Origin of the sequence: Anaerobiospirillum sp. NML120449, assembly GCF_023051105.1 — a bacterium.
Lineage (GTDB): Bacteria > Pseudomonadota > Gammaproteobacteria > Enterobacterales > Succinivibrionaceae > Anaerobiospirillum.
Genome location: NZ_JALKIL010000011.1, coordinates 61,987 through 83,457, shown reverse-complemented (window position 1 = coordinate 83,457; position 21,471 = coordinate 61,987). Strand labels below are relative to the sequence as shown.

The 21,471-nt window shown below is 52.0% G+C and carries 11 protein-coding genes and 6 tRNA genes; 7 read left to right on the top strand and 10 right to left on the bottom strand.

The annotated features are described in order from the left end of the window. Positions 1 to 730: 730 nt before the first annotated feature. The 3 genes from hemW to MXE41_RS05070 all read right to left on the bottom strand — a co-directional run bounded on the left by hemW (position 731) and on the right by MXE41_RS05070 (position 4,717). Positions 731 to 2,035 carry a radical SAM family heme chaperone HemW gene (gene hemW / locus MXE41_RS05080; RefSeq protein WP_247099585.1) on the bottom strand — a complete coding sequence of 435 codons (1,305 nt, stop codon included), beginning with the start codon at positions 2,033 to 2,035 and terminating at the stop codon, positions 731 to 733. 455 nt (positions 2,036 to 2,490) lie between these two features. Continuing rightward, on the bottom strand, positions 2,491 to 3,096 hold the full coding sequence (gene rdgB / locus MXE41_RS05075; RefSeq protein ID WP_247099584.1) for an RdgB/HAM1 family non-canonical purine NTP pyrophosphatase: 606 nt from the start codon (positions 3,094 to 3,096) through the stop codon (positions 2,491 to 2,493). Positions 3,097 to 3,292: 196 nt separating this feature from the next. Then, positions 3,293 to 4,717: an FAD-dependent oxidoreductase gene (locus MXE41_RS05070; protein ID WP_246978813.1), complete on the bottom strand. Its 1,425-nt coding sequence runs from the start codon at positions 4,715 to 4,717 to the stop codon at positions 3,293 to 3,295. Between the two features lie 160 nt (positions 4,718 to 4,877). Between MXE41_RS05070 and MXE41_RS05065 the strand changes: the two genes are divergently transcribed. Further along, positions 4,878 to 5,492: an HAD-IA family hydrolase gene (locus tag MXE41_RS05065; RefSeq protein WP_247099583.1), complete on the top strand. Its 615-nt coding sequence runs from the start codon at positions 4,878 to 4,880 to the stop codon at positions 5,490 to 5,492. A 631-nt stretch (positions 5,493 to 6,123) separates the two neighbouring features. Here MXE41_RS05065 and MXE41_RS05060 read toward each other — a convergent pair. The 3 genes from MXE41_RS05060 to secA all read right to left on the bottom strand — a co-directional run bounded on the left by MXE41_RS05060 (position 6,124) and on the right by secA (position 9,627). Beyond that, positions 6,124 to 6,199 (bottom strand) — tRNA-Phe (locus MXE41_RS05060). Positions 6,200 to 6,240: 41 nt separating this feature from the next. Beyond that, a tRNA-Phe gene (locus MXE41_RS05055) sits at positions 6,241 to 6,316 on the bottom strand. Between the two features lie 635 nt (positions 6,317 to 6,951). Continuing rightward, positions 6,952 to 9,627 (bottom strand): preprotein translocase subunit SecA, encoded by a 2,676-nt coding sequence (gene secA / locus MXE41_RS05050; RefSeq protein ID WP_247099581.1) that lies wholly within the window; start codon positions 9,625 to 9,627, stop codon positions 6,952 to 6,954. A gap of 1,227 nt (positions 9,628 to 10,854) precedes the next feature. Here secA and MXE41_RS05045 point away from each other — a divergent pair. Further along, positions 10,855 to 11,736 carry a CbrC family protein gene (locus MXE41_RS05045; RefSeq protein ID WP_247099580.1) on the top strand — a complete coding sequence of 294 codons (882 nt, stop codon included), beginning with the start codon at positions 10,855 to 10,857 and terminating at the stop codon, positions 11,734 to 11,736. 718 nt (positions 11,737 to 12,454) lie between these two features. On the opposite strand, the gene MXE41_RS05040 is transcribed toward MXE41_RS05045, so the two are convergent. The 4 genes from MXE41_RS05040 to MXE41_RS05025 form a co-directional block, all read right to left on the bottom strand. Next, positions 12,455 to 12,530, bottom strand: a tRNA-Gly gene (locus MXE41_RS05040). 33 nt (positions 12,531 to 12,563) lie between these two features. Continuing rightward, positions 12,564 to 12,639 (bottom strand) — tRNA-Gly (locus MXE41_RS05035). A gap of 31 nt (positions 12,640 to 12,670) precedes the next feature. After that, a tRNA-Gly gene (locus MXE41_RS05030) sits at positions 12,671 to 12,746 on the bottom strand. Between the two features lie 25 nt (positions 12,747 to 12,771). Then, positions 12,772 to 12,847, bottom strand: a tRNA-Gly gene (locus tag MXE41_RS05025). Between the two features lie 973 nt (positions 12,848 to 13,820). On the opposite strand from MXE41_RS05025, the gene asd reads away from it, so the two are divergent. The 5 genes from asd (at position 13,821) to frdD (ending at position 19,552) form a co-directional block, all read left to right on the top strand. Beyond that, a complete protein-coding gene (asd, locus tag MXE41_RS05020; protein ID WP_246978949.1) occupies positions 13,821 to 14,699 on the top strand; it encodes an archaetidylserine decarboxylase in 879 nt (292 codons plus the stop codon). Between the two features lie 1,448 nt (positions 14,700 to 16,147). Further along, on the top strand, positions 16,148 to 17,956 hold the full coding sequence (frdA, locus tag MXE41_RS05015) for a fumarate reductase (quinol) flavoprotein subunit (RefSeq protein ID WP_246978950.1): 1,809 nt from the start codon (positions 16,148 to 16,150) through the stop codon (positions 17,954 to 17,956). Between the two features lie 2 nt (positions 17,957 to 17,958). Beyond that, the gene (locus tag MXE41_RS05010) at positions 17,959 to 18,705 is read left to right on the top strand and encodes a succinate dehydrogenase/fumarate reductase iron-sulfur subunit (protein ID WP_246978951.1); all 747 of its coding nucleotides are present in this window, start codon (positions 17,959 to 17,961) and stop codon (positions 18,703 to 18,705) included. Between the two features lie 5 nt (positions 18,706 to 18,710). Further along, positions 18,711 to 19,163 (top strand): hypothetical protein, encoded by a 453-nt coding sequence (locus MXE41_RS05005; RefSeq protein WP_246978952.1) that lies wholly within the window; start codon positions 18,711 to 18,713, stop codon positions 19,161 to 19,163. Between the two features lie 14 nt (positions 19,164 to 19,177). Then, a complete protein-coding gene (gene frdD / locus MXE41_RS05000) occupies positions 19,178 to 19,552 on the top strand; it encodes a fumarate reductase subunit FrdD (RefSeq protein ID WP_246978953.1) in 375 nt (124 codons plus the stop codon). Positions 19,553 to 21,471: the final 1,919 nt, after the last annotated feature.

The following is a 21,471-nucleotide window of genomic DNA, read 5'->3' as shown; positions in this document are numbered from 1 at the left end:
TCCCATTACCGGCCTCAGCCCTGAATTAACCCGATTACCAGCCCCTGTCCGGGCAGGCTGTGCACGCTCACATACACAAAGATCTGCCCCAAATCACAGGACACAAACGCTGCTCAACACAATAGCCTGTCTGAACTCAGACTATGTCAGTCAGACTACCTTGCCAGCTGTAAGGCCAGAGGCCTGTATCTGCAGGCCACACCTCACCGTCTTACAGATGATGCCGGTCTCAGTATCAGTCGCAGTTTTTGCTAACTGGCCGGAGCTCTTAATAAGAGCAGTGGCTTATGACTTTGCTGACTTTATCAGCTGTGTCATGGTTGCCGGACTCATGGGCGCAAGGTCAGTACTTGTAGATGACCATTGCGCAGAGTCTGCCTGTAGTAACAGTATTTTGGGTCAGGTATGTAAGCAGCATAAGGGACTTAAGAAAAGGCTGCGTTAAAAATGCACCTGACTGTACTGTAATCATACGCTTTTCACGCGGCTGTGCACGTATATTTCCTGTCTAATCTGACAACAGCGGGCTCCTGCTCAAAAAGAGCAGGTTAAAAATTCTTATTGCTGCGGCGCAGCGCTATGCTGCAGCACCTATGCAGCGTCACCGTATCTGCAGCAAAGATTGCGCACTGCGTTGCTGCAGAGCAGCGCTATGTTGCTGCAGCGCTGAGCGTGCAGCGCTGGTCCTGCCGCGTCAGGCAGACGGTTGCAGGCTCATACTGGTATTTTTTCACAAAAACCGCGCAATAACATCATTTAACATGATTTTTCCCTGCTGCGTCAAAGAAAAACTCAGATCATGCTCCAGCTCAATGAGGCCATCGGCAGCAATCTCAGTCAGACTGTCCTTGAGTGAAGACACAGGCATGCCGGTGCGAAGCTGATATTCACTGCTGTCTACCCTGTCTATGAACAGACGCAGGCGGTTGAGCATGAACTCAAAAGGTATGTCTCCTGACTCAACAACTGTTTTACTGCGCACGCCCTTACCATCCTTGAGCTGGCCCTGAATGCACCAGTTGAGGTAGTCCTGATAGTTTTCAGGATTTGCTGAGCGGGTAATGACAAAATCATTGCCTGATGTCAGAGTGATTTTCTGATGAGCGGCCGCGCCAATGCCCAGATAGTCGCCATAGAGCCAGTAGTTCTGATTATGAACACAGCGGTATGCGCCACCAAGGTTATAACCTGACACTTCATAATGCTCAAACCCGGCCCTGTCGATAAGATCAAAGCCCTGCTCCTCAATGGCAAGGAGCACGTCCTCATCAGGCAGCACCGGAGGACGCTCTCCAAAAACAGTACCCTCTTCAAGAGTCAGCTCATACCAGGACAGGTGGGTGCTCTCAAGCTGCAGAGCAATAAGCAGATCATCAAGAGCCTGTTCCACATCCTGACGTGGCAGGCCGTGCATAATGTCCAGATTGTAATTGTAAAATCCGGCAGCCACGGCATTACGGCAGGCAGCCCTGGCCTCATCGCCATTATGGATACGGCCAAGACGGGAGAGCATGCGATCGTTAAAGCTCTGTACGCCAATGCTGATGCGGTTAAACCCCGCAGCCCGCAGCTCACGCATTTTGGCCAGATCCACAGTGCCCGGATTGGCCTCCAGCGAAACCTCAGCCCCAAGTGCAAGGTAAGGACCGACCTTTTCAAAAAGACGCGCCCACTGGGCAGGCTGACACAGACTTGGGGTGCCTCCGCCAATGTAGACACTGACAATGCTGCGGCCCTGCAGCAAAGGCAGCTTGAGCTCAAACTCACTTATGAGCAGGTTTACGTACTGCGCATCACGGGAGCTGTCCTCACCTGAGGCTATGGAGGCAAAGTCACAGTAAGGGCATTTTTGCACGCAGAAAGGATAGTGGATATACAGCCCCACATCATTGCGCGAAAAGAGCAGCTTATGGCGCTGCTCAGGCTCAAGCATCAGCCCCGGTGGCATGGTAGCCGCCTGAGCACGGGCCCGGCTCAGATGAGTATTGAGCGTGTCAGCATGCTGGTTAAACAGCTCCTGAGCATTTGCAGTCATAACCTACCTTACAAATCATCATCTCTTCCCTCCAGCATAATCCCACACACTCACACTGTAATGACGTACTGGGTCACCATAGTGGCCTGACCTGCCATGGGTGCAGCTGCGCTGCAGGCCTGCAGCGGTGCCTGAATGAACAGCCAAGCATATGGACATGCATATGGACATGCATGCGGTCATCATGCGGCAGTGTATGCGTGCAGGCATAAGGCCACCATGCCGCCGGCGTGCAGGCATAAGGCCACCATGCCGCCGGCGTGCTGGCATGCGGTCGAGCAGCGTAGGAATGGACTGAACGGCCCCTGCAGTCTGTGGTGCCGGGGTTACTCTTATGTCTTGAATGAGTGGAGGGAAAGAAAAGAAAAGTTTAAGCAAAAGACTCAGCCCTGCAGACTGGCTGGATGGCTGCTGCAGGACTGCAGGGCAGGCATGTGCTTCCTGCCGTGGGGATATCAGATTTCGTTGCAGCGGGAAAGCTCAGAGACGAGCAGTGACAGAGCGCGGGCACGATGGGAAATTACATTTTTGATCTGATGAGGGATCTGGGCTGCAGTGCAGTTACGTCCTGTGACCACAAAAAGAGGATCGTAGCCAAAGCCGTTCTGTCCCATCGGCTTCATGCCAATGGTGCCTTCCCATGAAGCGGTCACGACTACAGGCACAGGATCGTCCTTGCTGCGTACATAGGCAAGGGCTACAAAGTAACGGGCGGTACGCTTGTCAGCAGGAACATCCTTGAGAGCCTCGAGAAGCTTGTCATTATTGGCCTTGTCATTACCCCAGGTGCCACAGTAACGGGCTGAGTAAATGCCCGGAGCACCGCCAAGGGCATCGACGCACAGGCCGGAGTCATCAGCAAGAGCTGGCATATGAGCATGGGCAGCGGCATTGCGGGCCTTAATCAGAGCGTTTTCAATAAAGCTCAGACCATTTTCCTCAGCCTCGGGAATATCAAATTCCTTCTGCAGGTGTACTTCAATGCCCAGAGGTGACAGGATGTCGCCAAATTCGCGTGCTTTTCCGCTGTTATTGGAGGCAAGTACTATCTCTTTGACCATTTTGTGCTCAATATCCTTATCTTCGGTAATTCTATTGCGTATGCAGTGCCTGCATGTTGTGTGTCTTCAGCTGCTAAGCAAGGCTCAGCCTGGCAGCCTGGCAGTAATGACCGGACTGACCTCAGGCTGGCCAGCCGGGCTTGCAAGCCGGGCGGGCTTCCCGGCAAGGCAGAAGCGGCTCTTCAGATCAGGAAGCCTAAAGCCCTACGGCCTTGCGGGCTATGTTTTTGATGGCCTGCTCACAGGCTGACTTAATGACGGCTTCGTAGGATGGGGTGAAGTACGGCAGCTGTGCTACCTGCTCTATTGTGAGCTCCTGGGCAATTGCCATGGCCAGCAGATGAGCAAGATGACTGGCGTCATGCATGCACAGCTCGGCGCCCAGAATTTTATGGCTGCTCTCATCTACGTACATGCGCAGCAGTCCGCCATCGTTATGGGTGATGAGGAACAGCCCGCTATTACTGCGCACCTCTGCTGAAATAAAGGAGTTGCCTGCGCGGGCACGCACCTTGACCTCTTCATAACTCATACCCACCATGGCCATTTCAGGGTCAGTTGCCAGAATGTTCAGAGCAAATGCCGGCTGGCACTGCTTAACATCAGGCCAGGTAACAGCATTGGTGCCTGCAGCTGCACCCTGCTGCCGGGCCTTGTCAGTAGTCATGGTGGTGTTGGTGACATCACCAGCTGCAAAAATATGAGCAATGGAGGTCTGCATGGTCTGCTCATTGATTTTGATGCAGCCGTTGCGATCGACATCCATACCAATGGCTCTGAGGTTAAGACCATCAAGTTTTGGATAGCGTATTGAGCAGGTCAGAATGGTATCCACACCCATATGGTTTTCGTAATTATCTGAATCCAGATAGTAGATACCAAAACCGCGCTCATACTTTTCAATGGCTGTGGTGTAGCTGTTAAGTACCAGATCAAAGCGCTCGTTGAAGGCATCCACAGCTGCTGAAATTACTGACTCGTCAGTAAGATTCCACAGTCCGTTGTTGCCAAACACCACTACTCTGACGCCAAGGTAGGAAAGTGCCTGACCAAGCTGCAGACCTTCGCGGTTGGAGCCGAAAATGGCAATGGACTGTGGCAGCTGATCGAGCTCGAAAAAGTCCTGAGTGGTATAGACACCCTGACTTTGATACTTGCTGAGCTCGTATGGAACTACCGGTACTGAACCTGTGGCGATAACAGCGGTCTTGAACTTTACCGTATGGCTCTCATTGACCATCAGGGTATTGGCATCAATGAAGTGGGCACGGCCGATAAGACGGTTACTTTCAGGAATGCGGTAGATAAAGGAGAGAATCTCGCTGGTATCTTTGGCGCGGACGGCACGCAGATTATTCAGCACATGATGATTATCAATGGCCGGATCAAATTTGGTGGTAAGACCAAAGCGCTCAATACTGTGGATAGCATGGCAGCTTTGTCCGGCAGCCGACAGGTAGGACAGAGGGGTATCACCGGTGCGCTTGGCACTGGTTCCCAGAGGACCTGATTCTACAAGGATACAGTAGGCACCGGAGGCTGAAGCTTTCATAAAAGCCTCAAGGCCGGCCGTTCCGGCTCCAATAATGACAGTATCGCAGGTAAGAACGAACTCGCTCATAGAAAATCTCTCTGACTTCAGCTGAAGACTGCCCTTAATAATAAACGAGCAGGCGCTTTTTTGCTGATAAATTAATAGCCAGCCTGCATTTTGAGGAAATTTTTCCCCCACACAGCTCTTATTTTGCTATAAACGGAATGTTCGTTATAAGGAGCCAATCATGATCGATGTTGATTTTTCCCCATATCAGGGTCTGATCTTTGACCTTGACGGTACCCTTATTGACTCTATGCCGTATCACATTCAGGCATGGCAGCAGACGGCAAAAGAGCACGGTTTCTCCATTGAACCTGAATTTATCTGCGAAAGAGGTGGTTTCTCCTCACGCAATATAGTTCTGGCCATGGCTGACGCCGGTCATGATGTGGGTGACGTAAGCGAATTTGTGCGCCGCAAAGTTGAGCTCTACCGCTCATGGATTAACAAGGTCCCCCTGTTCCCAAGAGCTTTTGATATTCTCAAAACAGCCCGTGAGCGCGGTGCAAAGATTGGCATTGGCACCGGAACCCAGCGAATTAACGTTGTTGATATCCTTGAGATCCACAATATCTCTGACATGATCGACTTCATTGTCAGCGCCGATGACGTAACCAGACATAAACCGGATCCTCAGACCTATCTTGAGCTCATGGAGATGATGAAGCTCACAGCTGAAAAGATTCTGGTAGTCGAAGACGGCCTGCCAGGCATTCAGGCAGCCGCCGCAGCCTCCATGGACTGCCTCGTGGTTGATAACGACAAGTTTATCCGCCTCGACCGCCCTCAGCGCAGCTGACCGCCACCAGCAAGCCAGCCCCTGCGGGCATGCAGCTGGCCTGCTGCTGGCATGCTGCCGCATTCAGACCATAAGGCCTGACCTGCCCTCCCCAGCCGGGCACGCACAGCCAGCCCGGCCCCGCCTATGCCTGCCCAAAGCACACCAGTAACTCTCATCCCAACCAGCACCCTCACAGGCATTGCAGAGCATACCCATACCCAAACAGTCTTGCCCGCGTCTTCAGCATGAAGCTGGCGCGCCGCTGTGCCCACTCTCTGCCCCGGCACGAACCTGCTCACGCGGCAGCCGTATGCGCAACAGCCAGTACACGAGCGACACGCAGCGTCATAGCAGGCACCTGCAGCGTCGATGCAGAGCCTGCTTGCATGAGTGCATGGGACAGCAGGACCAGAACTGGTTGCGCACTTATGACAGGAGTGGTTGCGCGCTTATGAAATGAGCTTTTGTGGGCTGGAGGAGTTATATGGAGCTGGTGATCTGGAGGGAGTATCGTTGAGGCACTGTTATGCCGACAGTGTTACGGCAGGAGACAGAGCTGCCCAGCTGGGCATGAGATGGCTGGCGCGAAAGCGCGTGTCTGTATCTAGCAACATAAAAACAAAAAAAGCAGCTAATGCTGCCTGGTAAGTGGTGCCCAGACCTGGAATCGAACCAGGGACACAAGGATTTTCAATCCTTTGCTCTACCGACTGAGCTATCTGGGCATCGGTGATGGTGACATTGTTGCGGCACCATTTTACTTTGATGGTGCCCAGACCTGGAATCGAACCAGGGACACAAGGATTTTCAATCCTTTGCTCTACCGACTGAGCTATCTGGGCAACGGCGCTTATTAAACCAAATCGGCCCTGCAGTGTCAACAAAATTTTTAGAAATTTTTCATGTATTTTAAACATGGACATTACAAAGCGATATACAGGCCAAATCAGGCCCTGAAAAACCTGCCTCCCAAATGCCCTCAAAAACCGCAAATCCCCGTCGCTGCGTCACTGCCGGGCTCAAAGCCACCCACCCTGCTCTCTGATCTCCAGCTCCTGATACCCAAAATACACCCTGCAACACTCGGAAACCGCCACAGCTCCGCCTAAATCATCCTGCCTTACCAGACATGATCTCAGCTTAGCTAAGCGGAGCTTACACAGCTTATGCTTCGCAGGGATCAATGCTGACATATGCATGGCTGACATGGCAGCTCACGCCGTCATAAAGCCAGCCGGGCATGGCAGCTCGCTGCCAGCTGATGCGCCTGGCCTGCTGGCTGTATGCGCGGTGCTATGAGGGCGAAGCTGCAATGAGCTGCCCGTAAAAAGCAACAGACCACCACGGTATGGCCATAAAGGTTTTACCGGGGTGGTCTGCTGCTGACAGCACTGCTGTGCACGGTGGTGCTGCGTACTGCTGTACGCGGCGGTGCTGTACTTAAGGTTTTAGCAAGTGCCTGTGACTGTAGCCAGGATTAGCGGGCCTTGCCGTGGCAGTCCTTGTACTTCTTGCCAGAGCCGCATGGGCATGGGTCATTACGGCCAATGCTTGGCTGCATTAAGGACTCGGCAGCTGCTGCGTTCTGGCGAGCATCTTCCTCAGCACGGCGGGCCTCTTCAGCGGCAATCTCCTCTGGAGATGGACGCATCTGAATCTGGACGCGGGAGAGCAGCTTGATTACCTGGAACTTGATGTTATCAAGCAGACGGGTAAAGAGGTTGAAGGACTGAATCTTGTACTCGTTCTTAGGATTACGCTGAGCATAGCCCTGCAGGCCAATACCAAGACGCATGTAATCCATGGCGGCAAGATGCTCTTTCCACAGGGTATCGATGGTCTGAAGCATAACGCCCTTTTCAAGCTGCTTCTGGTTTTCCTCACCGATAACCTTGCACTTCATGTCGTACAGTTCCTGAGCACGGGCAACAATGCGCTCACGTACATCCTGCTCGACCAGCTTGCTGTCCTCTTCCATCCACTTGCCGACAGGTGCATCGACAACAAATTCGGCCATCAGGCGCTCTTCGAGCTCCTTGACCTTCCAGGACTCCGGCAGAGAATTAGGCTCGATGTACTCGTCGATAACGCTGTTAAAGACGTCGATACGGATGTTGGTAATGGTCTCGGATACATCCTCACCATTTAACAGAGCATTACGCTCCTCGTAGATAACCTTGCGCTGCTGATTGGCAACGTCGTCAAACTCAAGCAGGCTCTTACGGATATCGAAGTTTCTGGTCTCAACCTTACGCTGAGCAGACTCGATAGCACGGGTAACAAACTTGTGCTCCAGAGGCTGACCATCTTCCATGCCCATACGCTTCATGAAGTTCTTGAGCTTGTCAGAACCAAACAGGCGCATCAGATTGTCATCCATAGACAGGTAGAAGCGTGAAGAACCAGGGTCACCCTGACGACCGGCACGACCACGTAACTGATTGTCGATACGACGGGACTCGTGACGCTCAGAGCCGATGATGTGCAGACCACCTGCAGCCAGAACCTGATCGTGGCGCTTCTGCCACTGGGCAGTTACACGATCGATATCCTTCTTTGAGGCATCAGGACCAAGGGCTTCAATTTCAGCTTTGAGGTTGCCACCGAGAATAATATCGGTACCACGACCGGCCATGTTGGTGGCGATGGTAACAGTGCCTGGTCGGCCTGCCTGGGCCACAATGTGGGCTTCTTTTTCGTGGAACTTGGCGTTGAGTACCTGATGGCGAATTTTGGCCTTGTTAAGCAGACTGGAGAGCTTTTCAGAGTTCTCAATGGAGATGGTACCAACCAGCACAGGACGGCCCTCGGCAACGCGCGCCTTGATGTCCTCAAGAATGGCGTTGTACTTCTCATCTTCAGACAGATAGATGAGGTCGGCCATGTCGTTACGAATCATTGGCTTGTTGGTTGGCAGAACTACGGTATTCAGACCATAGATCTGCTGGAATTCGTAAGCTTCGGTATCAGCAGTACCGGTCATACCGGCAAGCTTGTCGTACATACGGAAGTAGTTCTGGAAGGTAATGGTAGCCAGAGTCTGGTTTTCAGACTTGATGGCCACGCCTTCCTTGGCCTCAACAGCCTGGTGCAGACCGTCAGACCAGCGGCGGCCTTCCATCTTACGGCCGGAGTGCTCGTCAATGATTACTACTTCGCCGTTTGCTACCACGTAGTCTACGTCACGCTTGAACAGGGCATGAGCACGCAGGGCAGCCATGACGTGGTGGAGCAGCACGATATTACCTGATGAGAACAGGGAATCGTTTTCGTTGAGCAGACCGAGCTCACGGAGCAGATCCTCAACGTAAAGCTGGCCGCGCTCGGTCAGATAGGCCTGACGGAGCTTGAGGTCAACGGTGTAGTGACCGTCGCCGGTATAATCCTCGGTATCCTCTTTTTCCTGGATCTCCAGCTTTGGAATGATGCCGTCAATCTTGCGATAAAGCTCGGAGCTGTCTTCGGCCTGACCGGAAATAATCAGCGGAGTACGGGCCTCGTCGATAAGAACGGAGTCAACTTCGTCAACAAGAGCGTAGTTAAGCGGACGCTGAACACGCTGCTCTGGGGCATAGGCCATGTTGTCACGCAGGTAGTCGAAGCCGAACTCGTTATTGGTACCGTAGGTAACATCACAGGCGTAGGCAATTCGCTTGGAATCAGGATCCATACCTGGAATGTTGCAGCCTACAGTCATGCCCATGAACTCATAGAAAGGACGGGACCAGTCGGCGTCACGGCGGGCCAGGTAGTCGTTAACAGTAACTACGTGAACGCCCCTGCCGGTAAGAGCGTTTAAGTAACATGGCATCAGAGCGGTGAGGGTCTTACCTTCACCGGTCTTCATTTCGGCAATCTGGTTGGAGTTGAGAACCATGCCGCCCATGAGCTGTACATCAAATGGACGTAAACCAAGAGTACGCTTTGCAGCTTCACGTACAGCAGCGAAAACTTCAGGGAGAATATTCTCGAGGGTGGCGCCCTGCTCTAACTGCTCCTTGAAAGAGGCGGTGAGATCCTTGAACTCCTCATCCTTTAAGGCCTCATACTTTGGCTCAAGGGCATTAATCTGCCTGACGATTTTGTTTAAGCGCTTGATAGTACGCTGATTGCTGCTGCCAATGATCTTGGTAACGATTGATGTAATAAACATTTTTAATTAACACTGTTAGAGGAAACCACTGGCTATTATATAGCACTTTGGCATTATGGAAAGACTGGACGGAGGCGACCGGCATGCCATCCGTGCCGAAAAATCCGGGCTTTGCGGGCACCTTTGATCCCCTGTCTGCAGACAGTTCAGCCCCACGATCAGAGGGCATGGACTCACAGGACCATGTGAGCATAGCCGCTCAGCCTGATGGGCTCATTGAGGCATGGGTACACAGGCAGAGGGCGCATATTGCATCACGCTGTATCTTAGCAGGCCCTCCCTGGCTCAGGCACAGCCCCGGCCGAGGATCAGATGCCCATGCTGCTGGACAGGCCTGTGGCTGCTCATATAGCAGCGCAGCTTGACTGCAGCCAGGCAGACCCTGATCAGGCAACGCCTGTTAGAGGCTGCTGGCATCACAAGGTGCTATGAAGCTGTATAAAGGATGAACTACAGTAAGATCGGCCCTGTCAGTACAGCTGCAAAGATGCAGCATAAGTACGGAGCCTGACATGACCTGGAGCACCGGCGCAATTTAATGAGGTGCTTTACTGTCAGCTCTTAATATTGAGGGTGAACGCTAACCTGACAGATCTCATAAACTGCACGGCAGCAGCACCCGAGGCTGCTGGTGTATGGCTGATCTGTACAGCCCTTATTGTCAGTAGACTGTGCTCAGTCAGTACACCTGAGTCTTACCAGCATCATCTCAGGCAGTGGTGAAAAGCTGCATATAAGCCTTGCCTGTAACTGCTGACAGTTATTACATTGGGGCGGTACAGCTGTTTTTCAAGTACTGTGACCTGCATTACATTCAGCAAAGCCATAATATGCTTATCCTGTAAGCCGGCCCCTGCCCGGCTTCCCGTGCCATGCCGCCATGCAGGCACGACCAGCAACCAGCACATCAACATCTGCGGCTATATATGAAAGCATGTGGCCCTGTGGACATACCCTATGTCAACCGCACAGGCACGGTCTGCCTCAGGTCATGATGCTTCTATACTGAGCTTAATGCTGCAATATTGGCCTGCCAGGGCCACCTGAGTATCAGACTGCTGTAATGGCTCCAGTATGAGACTGCAGACCATGCAGCTTATGACAACTGCATGCACCACCTGCCTGTCTCTTTATTGCCCGCTGATATCCTCATTGGCCTCAGACCCCATCATTGACACAGATATCATCATTGCCCCCGGGATACCATCATTGACCCTGGATAACATCATGGACGAGTTTGAGAAGAAATATATAGAAATCAAAAAGCTTCAGTCGCAGTGCGACAGCGGACCTCAGTGGGTAAACGCCCTTTATGAGCTTAAAGAAGAGCTGGAGCAAGATGACAGCACAGCTGCCCGTAAAGTACTGGTTAATGTCTATGACCAGCTCAACCTCAAGAAAAGTGCCTGCGAGCTGCTAAAAGCCATAAGCTCTGACAGTAAGGGCGGTGCTGCTGCCACTGATCGCAAGATGCTCGGTCGCATTGAAACTCTCAAAGAGCAGGCAGCGGGCTGGGCTGACCGTTTTCCACTGCCAAGAAGACTGTCAGAAGCGCAGCTGCAGCAACGACGCAAAGAGCTCTGTGAACTTGGTATCCCTGAATTTCGCTATCATCCGGATCCTGTGCTCAGTGGGGCCATAGAGCTTAGTGAAGAGCCTGTCACCTGTCAGTGCTGTGGCAAGCAGACAAAGGTAAGCTACAGTGGTCCATTTTATTCAGTGGAGGATGTCGACTGTCTGTGCCCGCAATGTATTGCTGATGGCAGTGCTGCAAAGAAGTACAAGGGCGAATTTCAGGATGAGTGCTCACTTGATGAAGGTTGCAGCAAAGAGGCTGTTGATGAGCTTATTTACCGTACCCCTGGATACAGAGGCTGGCAGCAGGAATACTGGAGGGCTCACTGCGGTGACTTCTGCGCCTATCTTGGCCCTGTTGGCGCCACAGAACTCAAAGCTCTGGGCCTGCTCGAAGAGGTTCTGGACGATGACTTCTGGGACGACGATGCAAAAGAAATGATAGCCATGAGCTGTAACGGAGGCCAAATCCAGTGCTACCTGTTCAGATGTCTGCACTGCGGCCGCCATTTTGTCTACATGGACTACAGCTGATACCCAACAATCAGCTCCATACCTGTACCGGCACCAGCCATCACCGCTCCGGCGCCGCTCCGGCGCCAGCTATCGGCACTCCGTAACTGCACTGGTGCCCTGCCAACAGCACTCCATACCTGTACCGCTGCCAGTAATCGTTGCTCCGGACCTGTAGCCATAGCCAGTTTGTTTTCGTCCTCACGGCCCATGGCTGCACACATAGCATGATGCAAAGGCACCAGTGCTGGCTGAGCTGATTGCCTCAGCTTGGCAAGCCATGATCACAAGAGGCGGGTGTTCACTGGGCATTGGCCCACGTCAGCGCAGCATTTAGCCTTAATATTAATGAAGAGAGTGCTGGCATAGTGTCCCTGCAGAGATATGACCTGCTGGCCATAAAAGGACTGGCAAGAAAGGAAGATGACAGGACAGGACTGGGATGGACTGGACGGTACTGGGATGGACGGGAAAGCATCTGCACAGATTGATGACTCTGCAGCGTGACATTATGACTCGGAAAAGTCAGCATATTTGACGCTGGTCAGGTGACCAGTGATTGCAGGCAAGGTCCGGGAAATGGAATGGGGACAGGAATGAGGATTCTGGTGGAAAAGGCACAAAAAAAGGACCTTGAGGTCCCTGTGCTGGCCGCGTGCCGGCTGATGGATTTTTTGTGTGTCCAGAAACGAAAAAAGGTGCCTGTAGCACCCGTTCTCATCTTGAAACTGCTTAAGTCTGGAGCGGGAAACGAGGTTCGAACTCGCGACCCTAACCATGGCAAGGTTATGCTCTACCAACTGAGCTATTCCCGCGTCTAGATTAAGAGTTTCTGACCTGTCTTACATTGGAGCGGGAAACGAGGTTCGAACTCGCGACCCTAACCATGGCAAGGTTATGCTCTACCAACTGAGCTATTCCCGCATGTAAGTCAAGTTTTTAAATACTTCGTCTTTGGAGCGGGAAACGAGGTTCGAACTCGCGACCCTAACCATGGCAAGGTTATGCTCTACCAACTGAGCTATTCCCGCATTTCAAAGAATCTGTATTTTAATTTGGAGCGGGAAACGAGGTTCGAACTCGCGACCCTAACCATGGCAAGGTTATGCTCTACCAACTGAGCTATTCCCGCTCTCCATGCCGCAGCATTATAAGGACTTTTTTACCCAATGCAAGCATTTTTTTAAATTTTTTTTAACTTTTTCGCGTCCATTTGTCACAAATCAGATATAAATCAAATTTTCCCTTTCCCCGGCGTGGTAAGATTTAATGCTGCGCTGCATTAAATTGCCCCCAAAAACTGCACACTGGCCGTACATCCCACCATAGACAGCCCTATCACATTCAGTATCACAACATTCAGACATTTTTACTGTCAGCTTTATTCAGTCACCCGTCTCATTCAAACATCCCTATTGCCTGCCCCTGTCATCTTTCCTGGTATTCGATTTCAAAGTGCGTTGTTGTGTGCCTGCGCTTCATTCTGCAGCTACCCTGAGCCCATCCACTTTAAAAGCTGCCGCTCGCCTGTGTGCATACAGCAATAAAGACAGTCTCTGATCTGGCATAAAGCAACCTGCATGGCATAAAGTGACTGAGCTTTCAGACTTGCTGAGCAAGTGAGCTTAAATATGCCTTATGCGATAGTCGGCCCTTACAGGGTAAGCATCAGCATCAGGGCATGCTTTATAAAAGTCATGTGCCCTATGCTCTGGATACCATCGGCCCTCCCTCCAGGGAGCAGTGATTGCAGCACATGTCAGCTCTGTCTGTCTGAGTATATGGGGCTGAACATACTGAACAGACCGAACCGTCTTTCATCAGTTGCTGTTTTTCGGCGCTGAGACTGACTGGCATACTGGCGACTGGTGATGCCATTGCTGCGGTGATCCTGACAGGTATTGAAAGCAGTCTGTCTTTTCCATAAGTTAAATGAGCGATTATTAAGCTCATACCAGGGCAAGTAACAGTACAGCCCCCTGCTGCCGGCAGGAGGCTGCGCGCTGCGGCTCACAGGGTATGCTGCCTGTCTTTTGCAATAGGTTTACAGTTTGACAGCAGTGACTGAACTTTGCACAATTGAGCCCCCTGCTGAGGAGAATCATATGTTTGGGCTGCTTTTAAAAGTTTTTGAATACCTTACCCCACTTTCAACTCTTACCTATCTGTCCTCCAGGCTGACAGATGCCAAAATGGGTGGCTTTACTCAGTGGCTGATCGGCAAGTTCGTTGCTACTTATAAGATCAACCTTGAGGAGTGTGAAAACAGTGACCTCAAGAGCTACGAGACTTTCAATGACTTCTTTATCAGAAAGCTCAAGCCAGAGGCCCGTCCAGTTGCCTCAGCTGACAGCTGCATTGCCGTATCCCCTGTAGACGGTACTGTAGGTCAGGCTGCCAACATCAAAGCTGGCCGTCTTATCCAGGCCAAGGGTATTGATTACAGCCTTATGGCTCTTGTAGGTGGCCGCAAGCAGGATAATGACCTTTTTGAGGATGGCAACTTTGCCTGCGTCTATCTGTCTCCGGCAAACTACCACCGCATTCACATGCCTATGGAAGGCAAGCTGCTGCGCACCATTCATATCCCTGGCCGCCACTTCCCTGTAGGACGTCGCAATGTTTCCTACATGGATGACCTCTTTACCAAGAATGAGCGCCTTGTCTGTATCTTCCAGACTGCCCGTGGCCCAATGGCTGTCATTATGGTCGGCGCTGCAATGGTAGGCTCCATTGGCACTGTCTGGGACGGCACTGTTGTGCGCCGCTCCGGCATTGAGGTCAAGGAATATGCTGACCGCAACATGATCTATGGACGTGGCGATGAGATTGGCCACTTCAAGTTCGGCTCCACTGTCATTACCCTGTGGCCAAAGGAGCTGGGCGATCTCTGCCCTGACTTCCAGCCAGGCGCCCCGGTAAAGATGGGCCAGAGCATGATTGGCAACACCCGTCTTGCCGACGCCACCTTCTCAAAGAGCTAAGCTGCCTCTAAAAGCAGCCTGGCTGGCACTCTCCGGCTGCGCTGAGCACGTCCGATTCGTGCCAGACCAAGGACGTGCCGGCCAGGCCCGGGACGACCAGGCCCCCACCAGGTACCGTTGAATTCCCTTATGCATCCCCCTGCAGGTTCATAAGTCCTGGCGGCATTGCGGCATTTCAGCACGGTAACCATAGCCGCATGGCTGACTGTACTGAATTGATTTGCAGATAAGTTTGTGTACTGAACTTAAATATAAGCGCTGAAAAGTGCACGATTAATACAGCTTGCGGCGCTGGTGCACAGGAGGTCTGGACAGCAGATCTGTTGCTGTCTGTCATGATGTCTGCCCGGGCGCGCTCTTACCAGGCGCCAGCCTGGATCCAGGGTGAGCTCTTACAAGGCGCAAGCCTGGATCCATGGTGAGCTCTTACCAGACGCAAGCCTGGATCCAGGGTGTGCGTGCACTGCAAACTTGTGGTCCTGTGTAAATTGCCAAAAAAGCCCCTCTGAATTTGTGCTCATGAGGGGCTTTTTTGTATATAAAACACAACTTTTTTGAAAGAAAACGCCATGCCAGTGGGATTTTTGGAGGTCCTGAATATTGACTGCAAATGTCGTCGCAAGCCCCATATTCCGGGGCATTGAGCATTCCATCTCGGAGCATGTACATAGCTCAAATAAGATTTTTGGTGGCGAAGTTCGCATTTTTGACTACTCGATCGCATTGAATATTACAATTCACGATAGAATATTCTTTATGACTTTTTAAGGCTTTTGTGCATTGCACATGACCTGCAGAGCCCGGCCGGGATCATACTCACTGGTTTGTGGCCGCATTTAAGGCATTGCCGAGAAGTAATTCAGATCTGTCTGAACGCAGCATTAATGCCATTATGTTCTTCTATGTGGGGCAACATACGCACAGCTGCAGATTCCGTCATCAGGGGACCTTAACTGCCTGTCCTGATACTGAGCATGCAGGAGACAAGGGATCTCAGGCAGACAGAATCAAAAACAAACAGGACCTGCCATCAGCAGCAGGTAACAGGAATTACATGGGAGTCCCTGCCTTACCGTTTTCCCCAACAGGATCACTGATGCCTGAGGGCACCTGTTTTACCTGAGCTGCCACGCTGCAGCACGGGAGAGTACGGACTTTGTCCCCATAAAATGATTTCTTTGAGAAATCCTCCTGGACCACTCTGACCCGTTTCAGAATGACCCGGGTAAATATCCCGACTTTCAGCCCGGTTTGTTGATAAAAACGAATCAGAAATCAGTAACGGATGATATCTAGATAATTGCCTGCAATTTCTTTGTCTTTCCGTGATCTTGACTGGCTTTTGTTGGGGAAATATGCCCCTTAGTATGGTATATTAAACACGATTTTTGCTGTTTGCCTCGGGTGATCTGTCATTTATGAATACACTCAGGGCTTAGGAGATACACGTGGAAAAAATTCAAGCTGACGTTGCAATCGTCGGTGCTGGCGGAAGTGGCTTACGTGCCGCTATTGCAGTAGCACAGGCTGATCCAAAGCTTCGCGTTGCACTGATTTCAAAGGTTTACCCAATGCGTTCCCATACTGTGGCCGCAGAAGGTGGTGCTGCTGGTGTTGTTCGTGATGACGACTCTTACCAGAAGCACTTTGAAGATACTGTTGCAGGCGGTGACTGGCTGTGCGAGCAGGACGTAGTTGAGTACTTCGTCCGTCACACCACCGAAGAACTGTTCCAGTTAGAGCACTGGGGCTGCCCATGGAGCCGTAAGGATGACGGTGACGTAAACGTACGTCGTTTCGGTGGTATGAAGGTACCTCGTACCTGGTTCGCCGCTGACAAGTCCGGCTTCCACATGCTCCATACCTTATTCCAGACCTCCGTACAGTTCCCATCAATCGAGCGTTTTGATGAGCACTTCGTTCTGGACCTCCTCGTTGAGGAAGGCGTATGCCGTGGTGTCGTAGCTTTCGACATGCAGAATGGTGTATTCCGTCAGATCAATGCCAAGTCCGTAATCATCGCCACTGGTGGTGCAGGCCGTGCCTACATCTTCAACACTGACGGCGGTATCGTTACTGGCGACGGTATTTCCCTGGCCTACCGTCACGGCGTACCTATCCGTGACATGGAGTTCGTACAGTACCACCCAACCGGTCTGCTCGGCTGCGGTATCTTAATGACCGAAGGCTGCCGTGGTGAAGGCGGTGTTATGTACAACAAGGACGGCTACCGTTACTTACAGGACTACGGTCTGGGCCCTGAGACTCCAGTTGGTCATCCAAAGAACAAGTACATGGAATTAGGTCCACGTGATCGTGTATCTCAGGCCTTCTGGCAGGAATCCCGTAAGGGCCGCACCATCAAGTATCCATTAGGTGAAGCCGTTCACCTCGACCTTACTCACCTTGGTGAGAAGTACCTGCACGAGCGTCTCCCATTAATCTGCGAACTGGCTAAGACCTACTCCGGTGTTGACCCAGTCAAGCAGCCTGTTCCGGTACGTCCAGTAGTTCACTACACCATGGGCGGTATTGAGACCGATGGCAAGACCGCTACCCGCATGCCAGGTCTGTACGCAGCCGGCGAGTGTGCCTCCGTAGGTATTCACGGTGCCAACCGTCTGGGTTCCAACTCTCTGGTTGAGACCGTTGTATTCGGTAAGGTATCCGGTGACGAGGCTGCCAAGCGCGCTCACGAAATCAAGCACCACGACTCCAAGGAACTGGACCGTCAGGCTGAGGCCGCCATGGCTCGCGCTCTGGCCTTATTTGATGTTCAGGGCAATGAGTCTCAGTACAAGATCCGTACTGAAATGGGCGAGAGCATGGAAAAGGGCGTTGGTATTTACCGTGAAGGCGATACCATGCAGGAGACCATTGATGTACTCAAGGACCTCCGCAAGCGCATCAAGAATGTTCCATTAACCGATCGCGGCCGTGTATTCAACACCGAGTGGATGAACTTAATCGAGCTTGGTTACACCCTCGACTGTGCCGAGACCATGGTTCACTCTGCCATCAACCGTAAGGAATCCCGTGGTTCCCACCAGCGTCTGGACGGCCCTGACGGCGCTTACCAGCAGCGTGATGACAAGAACTTCCTCAAGCACACTCTCGCTGTTTACAACGCTGAGACTGGTTTACCAGACATTTCCTACAGCGAAGTCAAGATCACCACCTTCCAGCCTGCCAAGCGTGTATACGGCGCCGAAGCTGAGGCTGCCGAAGCCGCCAAGAAGCAGAAGGAGGCTAAGTAATAATGGCACAGCAGAAGACCATGAAGATTACTGTCGTCCGTTATCGCCCAGAGCAGGACGAGAAGCCATGGGAACAGACTTTTGATGTTCCTTACATCCACGAGACCTCCGTATTAGAGGCCCTGTTCTACATCAAGGACCACTTTGAGCCAAGCCTCTCTTTCCGCTGGTCCTGCCGTATGGCCGTTTGCGGTTCCTGCGGTATGATGGTTAACGGTGTTCCTCACCTGGCATGTAAGACCTTCTTACGTGACTACGAGGGCAAGGACATGAAGATCGCCCCACTCGACAACTTCCCTGTTGAGCGCGATCTGGTTGTTGATATCTCCGACCTCATCGAGAAGATCGAGCGTATCAAGCCATATATCATTCCTGCCGAGAAGGACAAGAACAAGCCTTTAACTGAAGGCTACAAGCAGACTCCACAGCAGATGGAAGCCTACCGTCAGTTCTCACAGTGTATTAACTGTGGCTGCTGCTACGCTGCCTGCCCTCAGTACAAGCTGAACAAGGAGTTCATCGGCCCAGCCGCTCTGACTCTGTTATATCGTTACAACATTGATAACCGTGATGGTGGTAAGGCACTTCGTCTTCCATATCTCAACGCTGAAGAAGGCGTCTGGAGCTGTACATTCGTTGGTTACTGCTCCGAGGTTTGCCCTAAGCACGTTGACCCAAGCTCCGCAATCCAGCTGGGTAAGAAGATGAGCGCTACCGATTACGTCATCAGAATGTTCAAGCCGGAGTAAAACAAATGAGTGATGTAAAGAACTATCGCAAGCCTTACAACCCTCCAGTAGACAACTTCTGGTGGACCAAGAATCCATTCTTCTTCCGCTATATTCTCCGTGAGGGCACTGCCGCATGTGCTCTGTTCGTAGCAGCTGAAGTATTACTTGGTATTTTCATGTTCTTACTTAGCGACTTCGGCAGCGAAGTTGCTACTGCCAAGAACGCAGCCCCATACCTCTGGTGGGTTCAGGACTTCCTGGGCAACCCTCTGGTATTACTCATTAACGTAGCCGCTCTTGGCGGTCTGGCATTCCACGCCGTAACCTGGTTTGCCTTAATGCCAAAGGCTGTTCGTGTATTTATGAACAAGCACACCACTGAGCTCGTTCCTGAAAACTTAATCATTGGCAGCCTCTATGCTGCAGCCGGCGGCGCTACCGTAATCATCTTACTTGCCGCTTTCGCCAGCATGTAATAGGAGACAAAGACATGCAGAACAAGCCACAGAGATCCGATGAGCCAATCTTCTGGTTATTATTCGGTGGCGGCGGTATGGCCGCAGCAATGGCATTACCAGCTATCCTGATCGTTTTAATCGCTGCTGGTTTAAGCTCCCCAGATCTGACCTCCGGTTTATTAAACTTCGAGCAGGCCAGAGCCATCATGGGCAGCTGGATTGCCAACCTGATCTTATTCACTGTGTTAGGCGGCGTATTCTTCCACGCCTTACACCGTCTGTACCACTCCTTACATGACTTTGGCATCCACACCACCAAGTTACACCACTACGTGTTCTACGGTGCTGCCTGCGCCCTTACCTTCGGCGCCATGTTCTTACAGTTAGCTGCTTACTTCAAGGCCTGATTAAGGCCCTGCAGATGCAGGAATCTGTAAAAGGATCAGAAAAAGCTGGCTTCGGCCAGCTTTTTCTTTTTCAAAATCTCAACCTCAAAAAATCAACCGGCCTTCCGCCGCGCTCATCCGCGCCTCAGCGCTTTAAGGCCCTGCCCCAGCACCACCTTACCCCGCCACTTTCGTCCCCAGCGCCTCATCGCCCCGCTCCGCTACTTTCGGCCCCAGCGCCTCATCGCCCCGTTCCACCAATTTCGGCCACAGCGCCTCATCACCCCCGCTCCGCCACTTTCGGCCCCTGACCTCATCATCCCCGCTCCGCCACTTTCAGCCCAGCGATTTAACGCCTCAGCAGCACCGGCGTCCTAAGCGTTTAAAGCTCCACCATGCCGCCATCAGCCCTGCGCTTCATCCCCCCGTTCCACCAATTTCAGCCACCGCGCCTCATCGCCCCCGCTCCGCCACTTTCGGCCCCTGTCCTCATCATCCCCGCTCCGCCACTTTCAGCCCAGCGATTTAACGCCTCAGCAGCACCGGCGTCCTCAGCGTTTAAAGCTACACCACGCCGCCGTCGGCCCTGCGCTTTATCACCCCACCTCGACACTTTCGATTCGTGTGTTTCCCTAAATCATCAGCATCATTACCCGCATCAAAACCGGTCCAGATCCAGCTCAGCACTGAGGATCAGTACGATTCTGAACGCAGCCCATTTCATGAACACAGGTCGGTTCCGTCTTCTGTCCTGCTCTCTGCTTCTGGCCACAGTACGAGCTTCACAGTCATACACATAACAATATCAAGCTCACACTGCCCTCAGCCCCTGCCACAGCATGACACATGCCCCTTCGAAGCTACCTGACGACTACAGCACGTACAACGCTCCATAGCCCTGGGCAATGGCAGCAGCATAAGAGTACTGCGGTAAGGTGTGACGCCGAACTGGGGCTCGGCACACTGCAGCCCCCAACATCATGCCCTGCGAAAGTGGCCACTTTCAGTCATAACGTTAAGCATCACATCACCAGTATGGGAGCCTCAGCATACCTGAGCCTGCATTTCATCCAACATGTCCCTGTCGATTCAACGCTGCAGACAATGACTTCAAAGCCCATAGAGAATCTCATAAGCACGACCTGCTGAAACCGCCCAGGCTCAACCTTTATGGCACTCATCACCATCCCGGCAGGCACAGCAAAGCTCCTTTACCATCAGTCAACATCACGAGCACGAGCACGTTTAAGTGCCATTGCGTTGCGCCAGCAGGAATCACCCCGTACCTGATACAATCCGGCCCAACTGGGTTCCTTATGGTCCTGCCTTGAAATACGCCTCATTGTAATTCTGAGCAATCAATATATTTTGCAAAGCATATATAGAGCTCACTCACAAAGACAAACTTACTGCCCTGTTAGCAGCAACATCCTTAACTGTCGCGTCTAGTCTCAGCTGTATACCTTTTATAAAGGATTATTTATACAGGCATAGCTTCATGCAGCTGATGAAATGGCCGTAATGACAGCTCAAGCGCAACGTCAGCACCAGCGTAATGACATAATCACCGTCAAACCATTCAGCAAGAGGTATAGAGGTCTGCTCCTGTAACAGAAAAGCATCTTTATGATGGGCTGATAAAGTGCGGTTGCTGAGTATGAGTTGCTGTGGCTGGCATGAATAAGACATGTATTGAATGCAGGCATGCAGGAAAAAGACAGGAAAGAAAACGCAGATATCTACTCAGGCAAAGGGCAAAGCCGTGAGCATCATTGCATCCTTGTCGTGTGCTGCTGCTGGAACATGAGCAGCCGGGGGAGATGTGACAGGCTGTGGGAGCAATGGCCAATCTACCTGGGGGTGGGTGGCACGGCCCAATGTACCTGGTGGTGAGGGCAAAGGTAATATGAAATCTGCCAAAAACGTGCGGGTCGTTTTGC